The organism is Sphingoaurantiacus capsulatus (genome assembly GCF_042648405.1).
In the GTDB taxonomy this organism is placed as follows: domain Bacteria; phylum Pseudomonadota; class Alphaproteobacteria; order Sphingomonadales; family Sphingomonadaceae; genus Sphingoaurantiacus; species Sphingoaurantiacus capsulatus.
The window spans coordinates 100,453-116,784 of the sequence record NZ_JBHRXV010000009.1 but is presented as its reverse complement, the minus strand read 5'-3'; the positions used below and the strand labels follow the sequence as shown (position 1 = coordinate 116,784).

10 protein-coding genes are annotated in these 16,332 nt (G+C 69.0%); 8 read left to right on the top strand and 2 right to left on the bottom strand.

All coding sequences use genetic code 11. The features are described 5' to 3' along the window. The first annotated feature begins 5 nt into the window (after positions 1–5). The 4 genes from dgcN to ACFOMD_RS10270 are packed head-to-tail and all read left to right on the top strand — an operon-like array spanning position 6 to position 4,784. On the top strand, positions 6–1,037 hold the full coding sequence (dgcN, locus tag ACFOMD_RS10285; protein ID WP_380861042.1) for an N-acetyltransferase DgcN: 1,032 nt from the start codon (positions 6–8) through the stop codon (positions 1,035–1,037). Next, complete coding sequence (gene dgcA, locus ACFOMD_RS10280; protein WP_380860860.1) at positions 995–1,990, top strand: N-acetyl-D-Glu racemase DgcA; 996 nt, start codon at positions 995–997, stop codon at positions 1,988–1,990. Before dgcN ends, dgcA begins: the two co-directional genes overlap by 43 nt. After that, the gene (locus ACFOMD_RS10275) at positions 1,987–3,540 is read left to right on the top strand and encodes an N-acyl-D-amino-acid deacylase family protein (protein ID WP_380860857.1); all 1,554 of its coding nucleotides are present in this window, start codon (positions 1,987–1,989) and stop codon (positions 3,538–3,540) included. The genes dgcA and ACFOMD_RS10275 overlap by 4 nt, the downstream gene beginning before the upstream one ends. Continuing rightward, positions 3,540–4,784 (top strand): dicarboxylate/amino acid:cation symporter, encoded by a 1,245-nt coding sequence (locus tag ACFOMD_RS10270; protein ID WP_380860854.1) that lies wholly within the window; start codon positions 3,540–3,542, stop codon positions 4,782–4,784. The genes ACFOMD_RS10275 and ACFOMD_RS10270 overlap by 1 nt, the downstream gene beginning before the upstream one ends. Positions 4,785–4,789: 5 nt before the next feature. On the opposite strand, the gene ACFOMD_RS10265 is transcribed toward ACFOMD_RS10270, so the two are convergent. Continuing rightward, positions 4,790–6,835 carry a S9 family peptidase gene (locus tag ACFOMD_RS10265; RefSeq protein ID WP_380860851.1) on the bottom strand — a complete coding sequence of 682 codons (2,046 nt, stop codon included), beginning with the start codon at positions 6,833–6,835 and terminating at the stop codon, positions 4,790–4,792. Positions 6,836–6,970: 135 nt separating this feature from the next. Between ACFOMD_RS10265 and dacB the strand changes: the two genes are divergently transcribed. Beyond that, on the top strand, positions 6,971–8,440 hold the full coding sequence (dacB, locus tag ACFOMD_RS10260; RefSeq protein WP_380860848.1) for a D-alanyl-D-alanine carboxypeptidase/D-alanyl-D-alanine endopeptidase: 1,470 nt from the start codon (positions 6,971–6,973) through the stop codon (positions 8,438–8,440). Here the strand turns inward: dacB and ACFOMD_RS10255 are convergent. Next, a complete protein-coding gene (locus tag ACFOMD_RS10255; protein ID WP_380860845.1) occupies positions 8,437–9,453 on the bottom strand; it encodes a serine hydrolase domain-containing protein in 1,017 nt (338 codons plus the stop codon). The two genes, dacB and ACFOMD_RS10255, sit on opposite strands and share 4 nt — an antisense overlap. Before the next feature lie 124 nt (positions 9,454–9,577). Here ACFOMD_RS10255 and ACFOMD_RS10250 point away from each other — a divergent pair, with 124 nt between their 5' ends. The 3 genes from ACFOMD_RS10250 (at position 9,578) to ACFOMD_RS10240 (ending at position 16,328) form a co-directional block, all read left to right on the top strand. After that, complete coding sequence (locus ACFOMD_RS10250) at positions 9,578–12,535, top strand: TonB-dependent receptor plug domain-containing protein (protein WP_380860843.1); 2,958 nt, start codon at positions 9,578–9,580, stop codon at positions 12,533–12,535. Between the two features lie 88 nt (positions 12,536–12,623). Continuing rightward, entirely contained in the window at positions 12,624–13,886 is a 1,263-nt protein-coding gene (gene lysA, locus ACFOMD_RS10245; RefSeq protein ID WP_380860840.1) for a diaminopimelate decarboxylase, read from the top strand. A 90-nt stretch (positions 13,887–13,976) separates the two neighbouring features. Next, positions 13,977–16,328 (top strand): penicillin acylase family protein, encoded by a 2,352-nt coding sequence (locus ACFOMD_RS10240; protein WP_380860837.1) that lies wholly within the window; start codon positions 13,977–13,979, stop codon positions 16,326–16,328. Positions 16,329–16,332: the final 4 nt, after the last annotated feature.

The following is a 16,332-nucleotide window of genomic DNA, read 5'->3' as shown; positions in this document are numbered from 1 at the left end:
GGATGATGATCCCTGCACCCTACCATCTCTACCTCGGCCACAGCGCCGACCCGCTCGGCATCAAGACCTCGCGCGGCGTCGCGATGTTCAGGCCCGCGGATTGCGTCGGCGAGTTCCGCCACGACGACTGCCCGCAGACGCTCGGCTTGCCGCGCCTCGGCATGGCAGAGGCGGTGGCGGCAGGCGCCAAGACCCTGATCCTCGGCATCGCCGGCGCCGGCGGCAAGCTCGGCGCCGATCTCGTCGACGACGCGGCAGCGGCGCTCGAGGCCGGGCTGAATGTCGCGTCGGGCCTTCATCAGCGGCTGCGCGACGAGCCGCGGCTCGCGGCGCTCGCAGAGGCGCGCGGCCTGCAATTGTTCGACGTGCGCGAACCGCCGGCGGGCCTCTCCGTCGGGAAAGGATATGCGCGGGCTGGCAACCGTCTGCTGACCGTCGGCACCGACTGTTCGGTCGGCAAGATGGTTGCGACGCTCGCCTTAACCCGCGGGCTTCAGGCGCGTGGCGTCGCCGCCGACTTCCGGGCGACCGGACAGACCGGTATCCTCATCGCCGGCGAAGGCGTGGCGGTCGATGCCGTCGTCGCCGACTTCATCTCGGGCGCCATCGAGCAACTCGCCCCGGCGCGAGACGACGACGGCTGGGACATGATCGAGGGACAGGGCTCGCTCTTCCACCCGTCCTTCGCGGGTGTATCGCTGGGGCTGCTGCATGGTGCGCAACCCCGCGCGCTCATCATGTGCCATGAGCCGGGGCGGCCGCATATGCGCGGCATCCCCGGCCGCGCGCTGCCCGGCCTCGCCGAATGCCTCGAGGCGAATCTCGCCGCCGCACGGCTGACCAGCCCCGATGTCGAGGCCGTCGGCGTCTGCCTCAACACCTCGGGCATGGATGCCGACGCGGCGCGGCGGCTGTTCGCCGCGACGGAGGACGAACTGGGCCTGCCCTGCACCGACCCCATCGCCTTCGGGGTCGATCCCATATTAGATAAGCTATGCCCCGCACCCTTCGCGCGCAGCACGACAGCTTCCCGCTGATCCGCCCGTTCCGTATCGCCCGCGGCACCAAGACGGTGGCCGATGTGGTGACCGTGGCGATCGGCGAGGGCGAGCATGTGGGGCGAGGCGAAGCCGTCCCCTATCCGCGATATGGCGAAACCATTGACGGCACGCTGGCGGCGATCGAACAGATCCGCCCATTGATCGAGCGTGGCGCCGGCCGCGACGAGTTGCTGGCGGCCCTCCCCGCAGGTGCTGCGCGCAACGCGCTCGACTGCGCGCTGTGGGATCTCGAGGCGCGGCTCGCCGGCCGCGATGTCGCGAGCCTCAGCGGCGGCGAGGCGCTGCGATCGGTGCCGAGCGCGATGACCGTGGTGATCGACACACCGGAAGCGATGGCGCGCGACGCCGCCTCGCTCGCCGGCGTGCCCGTGCTCAAGGTCAAGGTGGACGCGAACGATCCCGCGACCCGGATCCGGGCGGTGCGAGCCGCGGCGCCGCGCGCCGGGCTGATCGTCGATCCCAACGAGAGTTGGGACGAGGCGCTGGTGAAGGCGATGCAGCCGCTGCTCATCGAGACCGGCGTGGCGCTGCTCGAACAGCCAGTGCCGGCGGGCGAGGACGCATGGCTGGCGGGCTTCGCGCCGGCGGTGCCGATCTGCGCCGACGAATCGGTCCATGTCGCCGCCGACCTGGGGGTGGTGGCGCTGTGCTATCAGGTGGTGAACGTGAAGCTCGACAAGGCCGGCGGCCTGACCGCCGCGCTCGAACTGGCGCACGCGGCGCGGGCACGCGGGCTCGGCCTGATGACCGGCTGCATGGTCAGCTCGTCGCTGTCGATCGCGCCGGCGCTGCACGTCGCCATCATGTCCGACTTCGTCGACCTCGACGGCCCCATCTGGCTTCGCGACGACCGGCCGGGCGGGGTCGCGGCGGAGGGCGGCTTCATCCATCCCCCGGCGCCGGGCTTCTGGGGAACGGCGGAGGCATGAAGCGGATCGGCCTGCTTCTCGTGGCCGCGACGCTCGTCGGCGCCGCGCCGCCGGAGCGTGTCGACCTGATCATCCGCGGCGGCACCATCTACACCGGGTCGGACGCGCCGTTCGTCGGCGATGTGGCGGTGTCGGGCGACCGCATCCGCGCCGTGGGCGCGCGTCTGCCGTTCGCCGCCACGCGTGTGGTGGAGGCACGCGGGCTGATCGTCGCGCCGGGATTCATCGATCCGCACACGCATCTCGGCGAGCGGCTCCTCGGCGAGGACGCGCAGGCGCGACTGATACCGGGCTTCCTCATGCAGGGCGTCACCACCGCCTTTATCGGCAATGACGGGCGCGGCGATCCCAATATCGCGGCGACACTCGCCAGCGCGCGCACCCGTCCCGTCGGCATCAACTACGCGGCCTATGTCGGGTTCGGCGATGTGCGAAGTGCCGTCGTCGGCAAGGCCGACCGCGCCCCGACCTCCGACGAACTGACCCGCATGCGCGCCATGGTCGCGTCGGCGATGTGCCAGGGCGCGCTCGGGCTTTCGACCGGCCTGTTCTACGCTCCGCAGAGTTTCGCGGCGCAGTCGGAAGTCGTCGCGCTGGCCCGCGAAGCGGGGACGAGGGGCGGCGTCTACGACAGCCACATCCGCGATGAATCGAGCTATTCGATCGGCCTCGCCGCCGCAGTCGACGAAGCCATCGCCGTCGGGCGCGAGGCGGGGCTGCCAGCCCACATTGCGCACATCAAGGCGCTCGGCGTCGATGTTCACGGCCAGGCGCCGACGATCATCGCGCGGATCGAGGCGGCGCGCGCCAAAGGCCAGCGGGTCACCGCCGATCAATATCCCTGGTCGGCGTCGGGCACGACCTTGGCCGCCGCGCTCGTGCCGCGCTGGGCGCATGACGGTGGGCGCGATGCCTTGGTGAAGCGCTTCGACGATGCGGCCGTGGCGGAGCGCCTGCGCAGCGACATGGCGCTCAACCTGCGTCGGCGCGGCGGCGCTGAATCGTTGCTGATCACCGAAGGTGCGTATCGCGGCCAACGGCTCTCCGACGTCGCCACCAAGCTCGCGCTCGATCCCTTGGCTGCGGCGATGGCGGTGATCCGCACCGGCGATCCGAACGTCGCGTCGTTCAACCAGACCGAGGAAGACATCGCGGCGTTGATGCGCCGGCCGTGGGTGATGACCGGTTCCGACGCGTCGGACAGCCATCCCCGCGCCTACGGCAGCTTCGCGCGCAAGTACGATGAATATGTGCGCAAGCGGAAAGTCCTGAGCCTGCGCGACTTCATCGAGCGCAGCAGCGCGCTTGCCGCGGACACGTTCCGCCTCAAGGATCGCGGCCGGTTGCGGCCCGGCGCCTTCGCCGATGTCGTCGTCTTCGATCCCACCGCCTTCGCGGCGCGCGCGACCTATGCGGAGCCGGCGTTGCTGGCGGCGGGCGTGCGCACAGTGCTGGTCAACGGCGTCCTCGCTGTCGCGGACGGCAAGCTGACCGGCGCAGCGGCCGGGCGGGGCCTTGCGCAGACGCCGCCCGCCGGCAGCTGCCCCTGATGCTGCGCGGCTGGTTCGGGATTCCGCTGTGGAAGCGCGTGCTCGGCGCGCTGGTACTCGGCCTGCTGCTCGGCGCCTTGTGGCCGCAGGCCGCACCCTATGTGCAGTTTCTCGGCGACCTGTTCGTCCGCGCCATCCGGCTGCTCGTCGTGCCGATCGTGCTGGTGACAATCGCCGCCGGCATTACCACGCTCGGCGACCCGAAGCGGATCGGCGGCATCGGCGGGCGGACGGTGGCGCTGTTCGCCTTCACTACCGCCATCGCCGTGTCGGTCGGCATATTGGTGGCGAGCGTCATCCGCCCCGGAGAAGGCGCCCCGCTCGGCACGGCGGCGCCGCACGCGATGGGCGTGCCGCCCACACCCTACGAACAGCTGATCGGCATCATCCCCGTCAACATCTTCGAGGCGCTGGCGAAGGGCGACATGCTCGCGATCATCTTCGTCGCGATCTTGCTCGGCGTCGGCACGCTGCTGGCGGGCGAGGCAGGCAAGCCCTTTGCGAACCTGCTGCAGGCTGCCACCGCGGTGCTGCTCAAGATCGTCGGCCTCGTCATGGAGGCGACGCCGTTCGGCGTGTTCGCGCTGATCGCCAATGCCGTCGCGGCCAACGGCGCGGCGATGTTTGTCAACGTCGGGTGGCTGGCGCTCGCCGTGCTGCTCGGCTCGGTGATCCAGATCCTGCTCGTCCACAGCCTGCTGCTGCGCTTCCTCGCCCGCGTGCCCGTGCGGCGCTTTTTCCGGGGGATCATCGACGCGCTGGCGGTCGCCTTTTCGACCGCGTCAAGCTCGGCGACCTTGCCCGTCGCGATGCGCGTCGCCGAGCGAAATCTCGGCATCGGCCGTCCGATCTACTCGACGGTGCTGCCGCTCGGCGCGAGCATCGGCAAGGACGGCACGGCGATGTACGTCGGGCTGCTGAGCCTGTTCAGCCTGCAGGCGCTCGGCGTGCCGCAGACGCCGGTCACCTATGGCCTTGTGCTGCTGACCGGCGCGCTCGCCGCCTTCGGCACCGCGCCGGTGCCGTCGGCCTCGCTGTTCATGCTGGCGGCGGTGCTCTCGTCGGTCGGCGTACCGGCCGAACAGACCGCGCTGGTGGTCGGCTTCGTGCTGCCCTTCGACCGGCTGCTCGACATGACGCGCACCGTCCCCAGCGCCAGTGCCAACCTCACCGTCGCCACCACCGTTGCGCGCTGGGAGGGCGAACTCGACGAGGCGGTGCTCAACGGCGCGAACAAGACCTGATCGGCCTATGGAAGTGGCTGCCGCCGCTTCAGCGTGAGGTCAAGGAAGTCTTCGGTGGCGCGCAGCGCGCGCAGCCAGTTTTCATGGCCGAAGAAGCTGTGTCGCTCGTTGGGAAACACCAGCTCGCGATAGGGAATGCCGCGCGCCGTCAGCTCGCGCGACAGCAGTAGTGTCTGCGCGAAATCGACGTTGCGATCATCGTCGCCGTGGATCAGCAGCACGGGTGATCGCCAGCTGTCGATGGCGCCGAGCGGCGACGAATCCCACTGCAACTGCCGCGCGCGTTCCTGCGCCTTCGGCGACAGCGTGTTCGGCACCGGCCGCAGCATCGAGTGAACGCCGTGAAGATCGACGCCGCTCACGAAAAGCTCGCTGTCGCGCGCCAGCGCCAGCGCGGTCAGATAGCCGCCCCAGCTGCCGCCCCAGGCGCCGACGCTGGACACATCCTCGCGCGCCGCGAGCCAGCGGCCGGCGGCCAGCACGTCGCGATACTCCGAAGCGCCTTCGCGCCCCGTCTCGGCTGCCTCGCGGAACGCCTGACCATAGCCGGTGCCGCCGCGATAATTCACCGCCAGCACATGATAGCCGAGCGCGGCCAGATGCTGGTTCATCGCATAGGTTTTCGAATAATAGCCCGACGGGTGGAAGCCGAGCAGCATCTGCCGGCGCGGGCCGCCGTGGATGAACACTAGTGCGGGGCGCTTGCCCGTCCCTTGAGCGCGGAAGAACTGCCCCCGAACCTCGACGCCGTCTTTCGCGCGAAACGCCACCGCCTCGGGCGTGATGAGGTTCGCGGCAATGGGCACCTCGGCTAGCGGCGTGATCTTGTCGCCGAGCAGGACCGGATGCGCCGGGCTCGACACGCTCGTCGCGATCGCCGCGATTTCGGTGCCGCCGGTGGTCGGGAAGAAGTACATGCCCTCGTCGGTGCCGAGCCGCACCGCCGCGCCGTTGCCGAGCGGCCGGCGCCAGATTTGTCGGCGGTCGATATCGCCTGAATTGTCGGCGTAGAGCAGCGTGTCGCGCTTATCGTCGACGGTGAAATTCTCGATTTCGGCGCCGCCGCTGGTCAGCGCTTGCGGCGCGCCGCCGCGCTTCGCGTCGATCGCATAGACATGAAGCCAGCCGTTCCGCTCCCACGGGAACACGATCCGGCTGCTCTTGCTCCAGAAAAGATTGCGTGCCCGCGTGCCAGCGTAGCGGCTGCCCTGTCCCGCCGGCGCCGTCCACAGGGCGCGCGCCGCGCCCGTCGCCAGATCGACGACGCGGATCGACCAATAGGGGCCGCTGTCGGGCGCCGCGCCGGTCGGCGGCGACATGTGCCGGATGAAGGCGACCTCGCGTCCGTCCGGCGAGAACACCGGCTCGATCGCCTGCGCGGCGGCGGGGTCGAGGTAGCGGAGGCGCTGCCCGGTCGCATCGATCACCGCGACATAGCCATGGTCGCCGCGATCTTCGGCGAACAGCAGCTGCGTCCCGTCCGGCGACCAACTCAGGCGGCCGACCTCGCCGCGCACCTTGGCGATCCGCTTCGACTCTCCGCCGCGCGGCCAGAGCCAGATCTCGCCGCGACGCGTGAACGCCAGTCGGTCGCCATTGGGCGAGAAGACCGGCGAGTGACCCTCGCCGATATCGCGCGCTGTACCGCCCTGTGCCGTGACCACGAATAGCCGCTGCTCCGGCGTGGTCGGCGCGGTGCTCGTGTTGGGGCGGTTCCCCTCGTCGGGATACTCGTCGTCGCCGCCGCGCACCAAGGCGAGGGCGGCGCCGTCGTTGCTGAAAGCGAGGTGATAGAGAAGCTGGCCATCATCTTCAGTGAAGGCGGTAAGGCGGCGCGCCGGCTGCCCGCGCTCCGCCACCCGGATGTTGCGCACGCCGGCGGCGTTCTCGACCCAGGCGAAACGCGCCACGTCGCGCGCGCCGACCAGTCCGCTCGCCGTCGGCAGCGCCAGCAGGTCGGAGAGGGGGTCACGCCCTTGCGCAGCAATGGGCTGGGCAAGCGCGAGCCCGATGACGGCGACCCACAGGCGGCAGAAGAGGCGAATATTCATGCCTCTACCGTGTGCGCGCAGGCCGGCCTGGCGCAAGCGCGGATATGCCGGAATGCCTTCTCGTTATGGCGGCGGAAACGCTCTGTATGAGCGGGGTCGTCTTGCGCGGGCCGCGATGTGCCCTAGGCTCCGCGCATGCCAGCTCTTCGCTCCCACCTCTTCGTCGCCCTTGCCACTCTGTCGCTCGCTGCCACCTCGCCGGCTGCCGCGCAGGAGAACACGCTCCAGCAGCGCGTCGAGGCGTCGCTTGCCGCCGCACCGCTCGGCACTCGCTTCGGCCTGCTGGTCACCACCGAGGACGGCAAGGAACTGGTCGCGGTCAATCCCGACAACCGCTTTATCCCGGCCTCCAACACCAAGATGCTCAGCACCGCGGTCGCCTTCGCGACGATGAGCGGACTGGACGCGCCCGACGCGGCAGGCGGCGCCTCGGTGCGGCTGGAGGCGCGGGGGCGCAAGCCGGCCGACGTGATCCTGACCGGCCATGGCGACGCGCGGCTGTCGAGCGCGCCGGACTGCACCAGCAACTGCCTCGCCGCGCTTGCCGACGCCGTCGCGGCGCGGACGCGCAAGGTGCGCAACATCATCGGCGACGACACGCTGTTTCCCGACCAGCGCTGGAGCCCGGGGATGAGCTGGAACAACATCCAGACCCGCTCCGGTACCGCGATCTCGGCGCTGACGATCGACGACAATGAGTTGCCGATCCGCGCCACGCCGGGCGCGGTGGGGCAGCCGCCTTCGCTCGAGATGCTGCCCTATTATGAGGTGGAAAACCTCGCCACCACGGTCGCGCAGGGCGAGACCGATCTGTCGTTCCATCGCTTCCCCAACAGCCGCGCGGTTCGCCTCACGGGCACGATCGCGACAGGTGCGGAGCCCGAAGTGCTGAAGCTCGGTATCGACGACCCGGCGCATTTCGCGGCGTGGCGATTGCGCGCGCTGCTCGAGGCGCGCGGCGTCCGCGTCACCGGCGACACCGAAGCACGCCACCGTCCTTTCGCGCCGTCCGATGATCCGACCGAGCGCACCGGCCCGCCGCCGGTGCGACCTGCCGAAGCGGAAGCGCTGGCGCGTCTGATCCCGCCGCCGCTGACCCTCGACCTGACCCACGTCAACAAGGTGAGCCAGAATTTGCATGCCGACCTGCTGCTCCGCCGCGCCGGGCTTGTCGCCGGCACGGGGTCGATCGAGGACGGCGTGGCGGCGGTCGCCGCGATGATGGAGCGTGCCGGTGTGGCACGAACCGGCTGGGACCTGTCGGACGGCTCGGGCATGTCGACCTACAACCGCCAGTCACCGCGCGCGATGGCGACCTTGCTGCGCTGGGCGACCGCGCAGTCTTGGGGGGCGGCGTGGCGCGCGACCTTCCCGATCGCCGGCGTCGACGGCACACTCACGCGTCGCTTTGTCGGCACCCCGCTGCAAGGGCGGCTGTTCGCCAAGACGGGAACGCTCAACGCCACCAATGCGCTCTCAGGCTATCTGACCGCGCGCAGCGGCAAGACGCTGATCTTCTCTTTCTATGCCAACGACGTTCCCGCCGACGCGGGGGCGACCAAGGTGATGGATGCGACGCTCGCGCTGATCGCCGAGGCGAATTAGCCTTCGTCCCAGGCGGCAATCACCGCGTCGCCGGTCGCGCGGCGCAAGTCGACGATGCCGGTGTCGCGGTGGCGGGTCGGGTGGACGCGGTTGGTGAGCAAGGTCCAGGCCAGTCCGCGATCGAAGTCGATCCAGAGGCCGGTGCCGGTAAAGCCCGTGTGCCCGATGGTCTCGTCCGAGCAGCGGTCGCCGCCGTGCCAGCCGTCGAAGCGCCGCTCCCAGCCGCAGGTGCGGTTTGCGTGGACGCGCGTGCGCATCGCCTCGATCATGAACGGCGAGGCGCCGCTGCCGTCGAGCACGCCGGCGGCATGGTCGAGCACCCCGGCCACCGTTCCGAACAGACCGGCGTGGCCCGCCGCGCCGCCAAGCGCCCAGGCATTCTCGTCGTGCACCTCGCCCTTCATGACGCGTCCGCGCCAGCTACAGGCTTCGGTGGCCACCGACAACGCCGGCGGCGCGCCGTAGCTTAGGCCGGGGCCGAGCGGCCAAGCCGACAGAGGGGCGCCGGTGATCCGCTCGATCGCGATGCCGAGCAGGATGAAATTGATGTCCGAATACACCGCCGGGCCGTGGCGCCATTCGCGTTGCAGGACGAAGGCGCGCAGGCGATCGGGATCGCCGCCATAGGTGTAGATCGGCTCGACCGCCGGCAGGAAGCTGCGGTGCGCGAGGCAGTCGCGGAAGGTCAGCCTCCGCTCGGCGGCATTGGCGACATCATATTGGCGCAGGTCCGGGATGGCATCGGTCAGCGGCCGGTCGAGATCGAGCCGGCCCTGTTCGGCGAGCGTCAGTACCATCGTCGTCGTAGCGATGACCTTGGAGACCGAGGCGAGGTCGAACCAATGATCCGCCGTCAGCGCTTCCGGCTCCGGCACCAGCGCCGCCTTGCCGGCCACGCGAACCGCCCGTTGTCCGTCAGCGGTGACCACGCCAAGCGTTGCTCCGGGGACACGCCTCGCGGCAACAGCGGCAGCTGCAGGTGCGAACGCCCGCTCCGCAAGGGCCTCAATCATTGTTGCACATCTGTCACGGCCCAATGGCTAGAGGTTATGGCTATGCCAAAAGAAACTATGCCGCTTCGTTACACCGTTGTTACTTAATGCGGTGAGGGATCGCAGAGGGGAAGCGGGAATGGGGATGTCGTTGAAAAATGGGCTTTTCTCTGGCGCGGCACTGGCCGCCCTGATGATGGCCGGTACCGCGTCGGCGCAGACGGAGACCGCCGAGGCCGCTTCGACGGCTGCAGCGGGCGAAGAGCAGATCATCGTCACCGGCACCCGCGTCGCGCGCGACGGCTATCTGGCGCCCACGCCGCTCACCGTGCTGTCGACCGAAGATATCGCCAACACGTCGCCGACCAACAACATCGCCGATTTCGTCAACCAGCTGCCGGCGCTCGCCGGGTCGACGCGTCCGTCCAACTCACGCCTCAACCTCAGCAGCGGCCAGGCCGGCATCAACGCGCTCAACCTGCGCAACCTCGGCGAGGTCCGCACGCTGATCCTACTCGACGGGCGCCGCTCGGTGCCCTCGACGATCACCGGCCTTGTCGACGTCAACACCATCCCGCAGGCCCTCGTCGAACGCGTCGAGGTCGTGACCGGCGGCGCGTCGGCCACCTACGGTTCGGACGCGGTCGGCGGCGTCGTGAACTTCATCCTCAACAAGAAGTTCGAGGGCTTCAATTTCGAAGCCGATACCGGCATCACCAGCCGCGAAGACGGCTTCAACTATTCGTTCGGCGGCGCCGGCGGCATGTCGTTCGCGGAGAACCGCGGCCATGTACTGTTCAGCGCCGAGATCGCGCATCGCGACGGCATCTTCGACGTGGACCGCGGCTGGAACCAGACCGGCTTCGTCCGCATCCAGGATCCGACCTGGACGACGACCAGCACCACCCCGCAGTTCCTGATCCGCAAGCAGGTCGGCGCGGCGAACTCGACGCCGGGCGGCCTCATCACCGGCAACGCCGTTGTCGCCGGCAGCGGCCTCGCCGCTAACAACCTGCGTGGCCTCTATTTCGGGGATAATGGACAGATCCTCCAGTATCAGTATGGCGCGCTGACCTTCCCATCGCCGACCGGCGCCGCGGCACCGACCTTGACGCAGGGCGGCAGCTGGCAGGTCAATGATTCCGGCCGCCGTATCGGCCTCGATCCGGAAGACGATCGCCGCAGCTTCTTCGGCCGGCTCAGCTATGAGGTCGGCGACGGCGTCGAACTGTTCGCCGAGGCCTCGTACAACCGGCAGCGCGTGCGCTTCAACGCTGGCCCCAACTTGGCCACCGGCATCACGCTGCAGCGTGATAATGCCTATCTGATCAACGCCTTCAATGCCGCCGGCCGTTCGCTCACCGGCGTCGGCACCGTGACGCTCGCGACGACGGCGGCGGACCTTCCGTTCCGTGGCGTCGACAACCGTCGCGAGGTGCAGCGCTATACGATCGGCGCCGAGGGCGAAATCGAGGCGTTCGGCAACGCCGCGAAATGGGACATCTACGGCCAATATGGCCGTGCCGACCTGCGCGAGCAGCTGCGCGACATCATGCACCTGACGCGCATGGCCAACGCGACCGACGCGGTCTTCTCGGTGGCCGGCAACACGGCAAGCCCGATCGCCTGCCGCATCAACGTCGATGCGAGCACGACCAACAATGATGCGGCCTGCGTGCCGCTCAACCGCCTTGGCCTCGGCGTCGCGAACCAGGCGGCGATCGACTATGTGCTCGGCGATCCCTATCGCGACCAGACCATCGAACAGAAGGTCGGCGGCGGTAACTTCGCCTTCTCGCCGTTCGAGACTTGGGCCGGCGACGTCAGCGTCGCGGTCGGCGCGGAGTATCGTGAGGAGAAAATCAAGGGCTTCGTGCCCGCGGACTTCCAGCCGATCATCAACGCCAACGGGACTACCACCAACCGCTGGTCGGTCGGCAACTATCTGGCCAGCCGCGGCAAATATGACGTCAAGGAAGCCTATCTCGAAGCTGTGGTCCCGCTGGCCACCGGGCTTGAGTTCAACGGCGCGGTGCGTGCCACCGACTATTCGACCGCGGGCTATGTCACGACGTGGCGCGCCGGCGCGACCTGGCAGCCGATCGAGGACATTCGCCTCCGTGTCACCCGCTCTCGCGACGTTCGCGCGCCGAACCTGAACGAACTGTTCCAGGCCGGCACCGCGAACAGCGACTCCGTCCGCAACCCGGGCTTCAGCGCGACCAATCCGGCGGCGGGGCCGGCGACCTTCGGCTATTCGGCGGTCGTGACCGGCAACCCTAACCTCGATGCCGAAAAGGCGGATTCGCTCAACATCGGCGCCATCCTGTCGCCGAGCTTCCTGCCCGGCTTCACCGCCTCGGTCGATTATTTCCGCATCGAGATGGACGATGTGATCGACAGCCTCAGCGCGCAGGATATCGTCAATCGCTGCTTCGAGGGGCTGCAGCAATATTGCGACGCGATCACCAATGATCCGATCCGGTCGACGCCGACGGCGCCCTATTTGATCATCCGCAACCAGCCGTTCAACTTCGCCAGCAAGCTGGTGCGCGGCGTCGATTTCGAGACGACCTATCGCACTGAGGTGCCGGGGTTGTTCGTCGAAGGCGAGGGCAGCCTGACGTTCCGCGGGCTGGCGACACGCTATATCGACAACATCACCAACACCGGCATCGCCGGCGTCGTGCCGCTCAACACGGTCGGCGTGAACGGCGGCCAGTACAGCACGCCGAAGTGGATCTACCGCGTCAGCGCCAGCTATGACACGTCGAGCTATTCGGTCACCGCCGTCGGCCGCGGCGTCAGCGCCGGCAGATATGTGGCAAACGGCGTCGAATGCTCGACCGGCTGCCCGCTCTCCACGACGCAGTTCCCGACCTATGACGACAACACTGTGTCGGGGGCCTTCTACGTCGACCTGAACATCACGAAGAAATTCGCCATGTTCGGAAGCGAGAGCAGCGAGCTGTTCTTCAACGTCACCAACCTGTTCGATGCCGATCCGATCCTGCTGCCCGAAACCGGGCTCGCGGCGAACAGCACCTACAGCGACCTGCTGGGGCGTGCGTTCCGGGCCGGCATCCGCCTGAAGTTCCGCTAAGCGGGACGGTCTTTTGTAAGGCCGCGGCCGCGAGGCCGCGGCCTTACTTGTTTCCAATGCCAACGGCCCGGCAAGGAGGGGGCGAGCGGTGAGCCATTTCCACCTCCGCGACGGCGTGCTCCATTGCGAGGGCGTGGCCTTGCCGGCAATCGCCGAGGCGGTCGGCACGCCGGTCTTCGTCTATTCCGCGACGGCGATGCGGCAGCAGGCGCGGGCCGTTCGCGACGCGCTCTCCGCCCTCGACAACCCGCTGATCGCCTATGCGGTGAAGGCCAACCCCAATATCGCGGTGCTGAGCACGCTGGCGCGCGAGGGGCTTGGTGCCGATGTGGTGTCGGGCGGCGAATATGACCGCGCCCGCGCAGCGGGGATCGCGCCCGACCGGATCGTGTTTTCAGGCGTCGGCAAGACCGCATCGGAAATGCGGCGCGCGCTGTCGGGCGGCCTCGCCCAGTTCAACCTCGAATCCTTTGCCGAAGCCGAGATGCTGTCTGAGGTCGCGCTGTCGATGGGGCTGAAGGCGCCCGTTGCCTTTCGCGTCAATCCGGATGTCGACGCCGGCTCGCATGCGAAAATCTCGACCGGGTCGGCGCACAACAAGTTCGGCATTCCGATCGGCGAAACGGCGGCCGCCTGCGCGGCGCTGCGCAATCTGCCCGGGCTCGAGCTCAAGGGCGTGGCGATGCATATCGGCAGCCAGCTCACCAGCCTCGCCCCGCTCGAGGCCGCCATCATCAAGCTCGGCGCGCTGATCGCCGAGCTGCGGTCGCAGGGCCATGCCATCCAGACCGCCGACGTCGGCGGCGGCTTGGGCATCCGCTACGATCCGACGCTCCCGCCGCCGCCGAGCCCGGCCGACTATGGCGCGCTGATCACGCGGCTGACGCGTGGCTGGAACGTGCGGCTGATCTTCGAACCCGGCCGGCTGATCGTCGGCGATGCCGGCGTCCTCCTCACCGAAGTCATCCGGGTGAAAGACGGCCCCAACTGCCCGTTCGTCATCGTCGATGCCGCGATGAACGACCTGATGCGCCCCGCGCTCTACGATGCCTGGCACGCGATCAGCGCGGTGGTGCCGGATGGCGAGGAGATGCTCGCCGATGTGGTGGGGCCGGTGTGTGAAAGCAGCGATGTGTTCGCGGAGGCGCGCCGCATCGATCGCGTCGCCGCCGGCGACCTGATGGTGATCCGCACGGCGGGTGCCTATGCCGCCACCATGGCCGGCACCTACAACTCGCGCGCGCTGACGCCTGAAGTGCTGGTCGACGGCGACGCCTGGGCGGTGGTCCGCCCGCGCCGGGGGAGCGACACCTTCCTCGCCGACGAAACCCTGCCGCCGTGGCTGGCATAGCCTGTTCCTATGGTCGCACCAGCGCTTGTGATGTGACCGGCGGCGCTAGCCTCGTTAGGTTGAGCTGCCCCTCACCGGAGATCTGATCCGATGCTCACCCGCCGTTCGCTTCTGCTCGGCTCGGCCGCGACGATGCTGGTTCTGCACAGCGCCCACGCTGCAGGCGCGCCAGCCCCACGGCAGGTTACTGCGGCTGGCCTGACGGCGCCGATCGACATTGTCGACGACAAGTGGGGCGTCCCTCATATCCGCGCGCAGTCGATCCCTGATGCCTTCTTTGGGCAGGGCTATGTCGTCGCGCGCGACCGGCTGTTCCAACTCGACCTCGCGCACCGGCGCGAGATGGGGCGGCTGGCGGAGGCGTTCGGCCCCGAGTTCGCCCCGCATGATGCGGTGGCGCGGCTGTTTCTTTACCGCGGCGATCCCACGGCCGAACTGGCGAAGGTGCCGGAGAATGTCCTCGCCTGCGCCCGCGCTTATGTGGCGGGCATCAACGCCCGCATCGACGAAGTGATGGCCGACCCTGCCGCCCTCCCGCTCGAATATGGCATCCTCGGCGTCGCGCCGCTCAAATGGGACATCGTCGATCTGGTGCTCGGCCGCGGCGTGTCGGCCGGCAGCGTCACGGACGAAGTTCGGCGCGCCCGCCTCGCCGGCATGGGCCTGCTCGATCTCGATGCGATCATGGCACCGCTGCGCCCCGCCTGGCCTCTAGCAGTGCCCGAAGGGCTCGATGCCGCCGCCATCACCGAAGCCGACCTCGGCGTGCTGGGCATCGGGCCGCTGCCCTTCGCCTCGCTGGTGCCGCGGGATGAGCCCGACCGCGGCAATGATGGCAGCAACGCCTGGACGATCGGCCCGCAGCGCACCGCGACGGGGCGCCCGATCCTCACCAACGACCCGCACCTCGGCATCGGCAGCTTCGGCCCGCGCCACGTCGTGCATCTGACGGCGCCGGGCCTCGACGTGATCGGCGGCGGCAACCCCGGCCTGGCCGGGATCATGCAGGGCCACACCGACCGCTTCGCCTTCGGCCGCACCAACTTCCATATCGATCAGGAGGATCTGTTCGTCTTCGAACTGCATCCCGACGATCCGGAGCGCTATCGCCACGGCACCGGCTGGCGCACGTTCGAGCGCGTCGAGATTTCGGTCCCGGTGAAGGGCGCCGCGCCACACGCCGCCACCCTGCGCTATGCCGTGCAGGGTCCGGTGGTCGCTCACGACCCGGCGAAGCGCCGTGCCACCGTGCTGGCCTCGGTCGACCTGCAGCCCGGCGCGAGCGGCGCCTTCGCGATGATCGCAATCAACCTTGCGCGCGACTGGGAAGACTTGCGCGCCGCCGCCTTCCGATTCCATCCTTCGCCGACCAATTTCCACTATGCCGATGTGAACGGCAATCACGGCTGGCAGGTGATCGGCTTCGTGCCGCAGCGCCGGCGTGGCTACGGGCTGATGCCGGTGCCGGGCGATGGGCGCTACGATTGGACAGGGGTGAGCGATTTCCGCGCGCTGCCCAGCGAATATAATCCGGCGAAGGGCTGGTTCGCCTCGGCAAACCAGAACAACCTGCCGGCGAACTGGCCGCGCGATCGCATCCCCGCCTTCTCGTTCCGCGACCCCTATCGCTACGACCGGATCGCCGAGGTGCTGTCGGCGCAACCGAAGCACCGCATCGCCGACAGCATCACCCTGCTCAACGACACCATCTCGACGCCGGCGCGCCAGCTGGTCGCCCTGCTTCCCGCAACCGCTTCGCCCGCTGCCGCGCCGGCGCTCGCCATGCTGCGCGGCTGGGACGGCCGGCTCGCGGCCGACAGCGCGCCCGCCGCCCTCTACCAGATATTCTGGCGCGACCTCGGCCGACGCGTCCTCGCGCAGATCGTGCCCGAACGCGCGCGCGGCCTGGTCGATGAGATCGCCCCCTCGGTGCTGCTCGGCTTCCTCGCCAAGCCCGACCAGCGGCTCGGCGCCGAACCCGCCAAGGCGCGCGATGCGATGGTCGATGCGTCGCTCGCCGCCGCCTGGACGCAGGCGCAGGAAACGCTCGGCACGGACCCGGCTGCCTGGCGCTGGGACGCATTACACCAGGTGCAGATCCGCCATCCGCTGTGGCGCATCCCGGCGATCACTGCCGCCTTTCCGGCGATCGAGGGGGAGGGGTCGGGCGGCGATTCCTACACGGTCATGGCGCGCTGGGTGCGCCGCGGCGGCTGGAACGTCAGCGGCGGCGCCAGCTATCTGCAGGTGATCGACGTCGGCGCCTGGGATAATTCCTTGTTCCTCAACCTCGCCGGCAATTCCAACGATCCGCGCTCCCCGCACTATCGCGACCTCTACGCGCCGTGGATCGCTGGCAAGATGCAGCCGATGCTGTTCAGCCGCGCCGCCGTCGACGCGCATACTGCGGGTCGCACGATGCTTCGCCCGGCTCGCGACTGAGTCG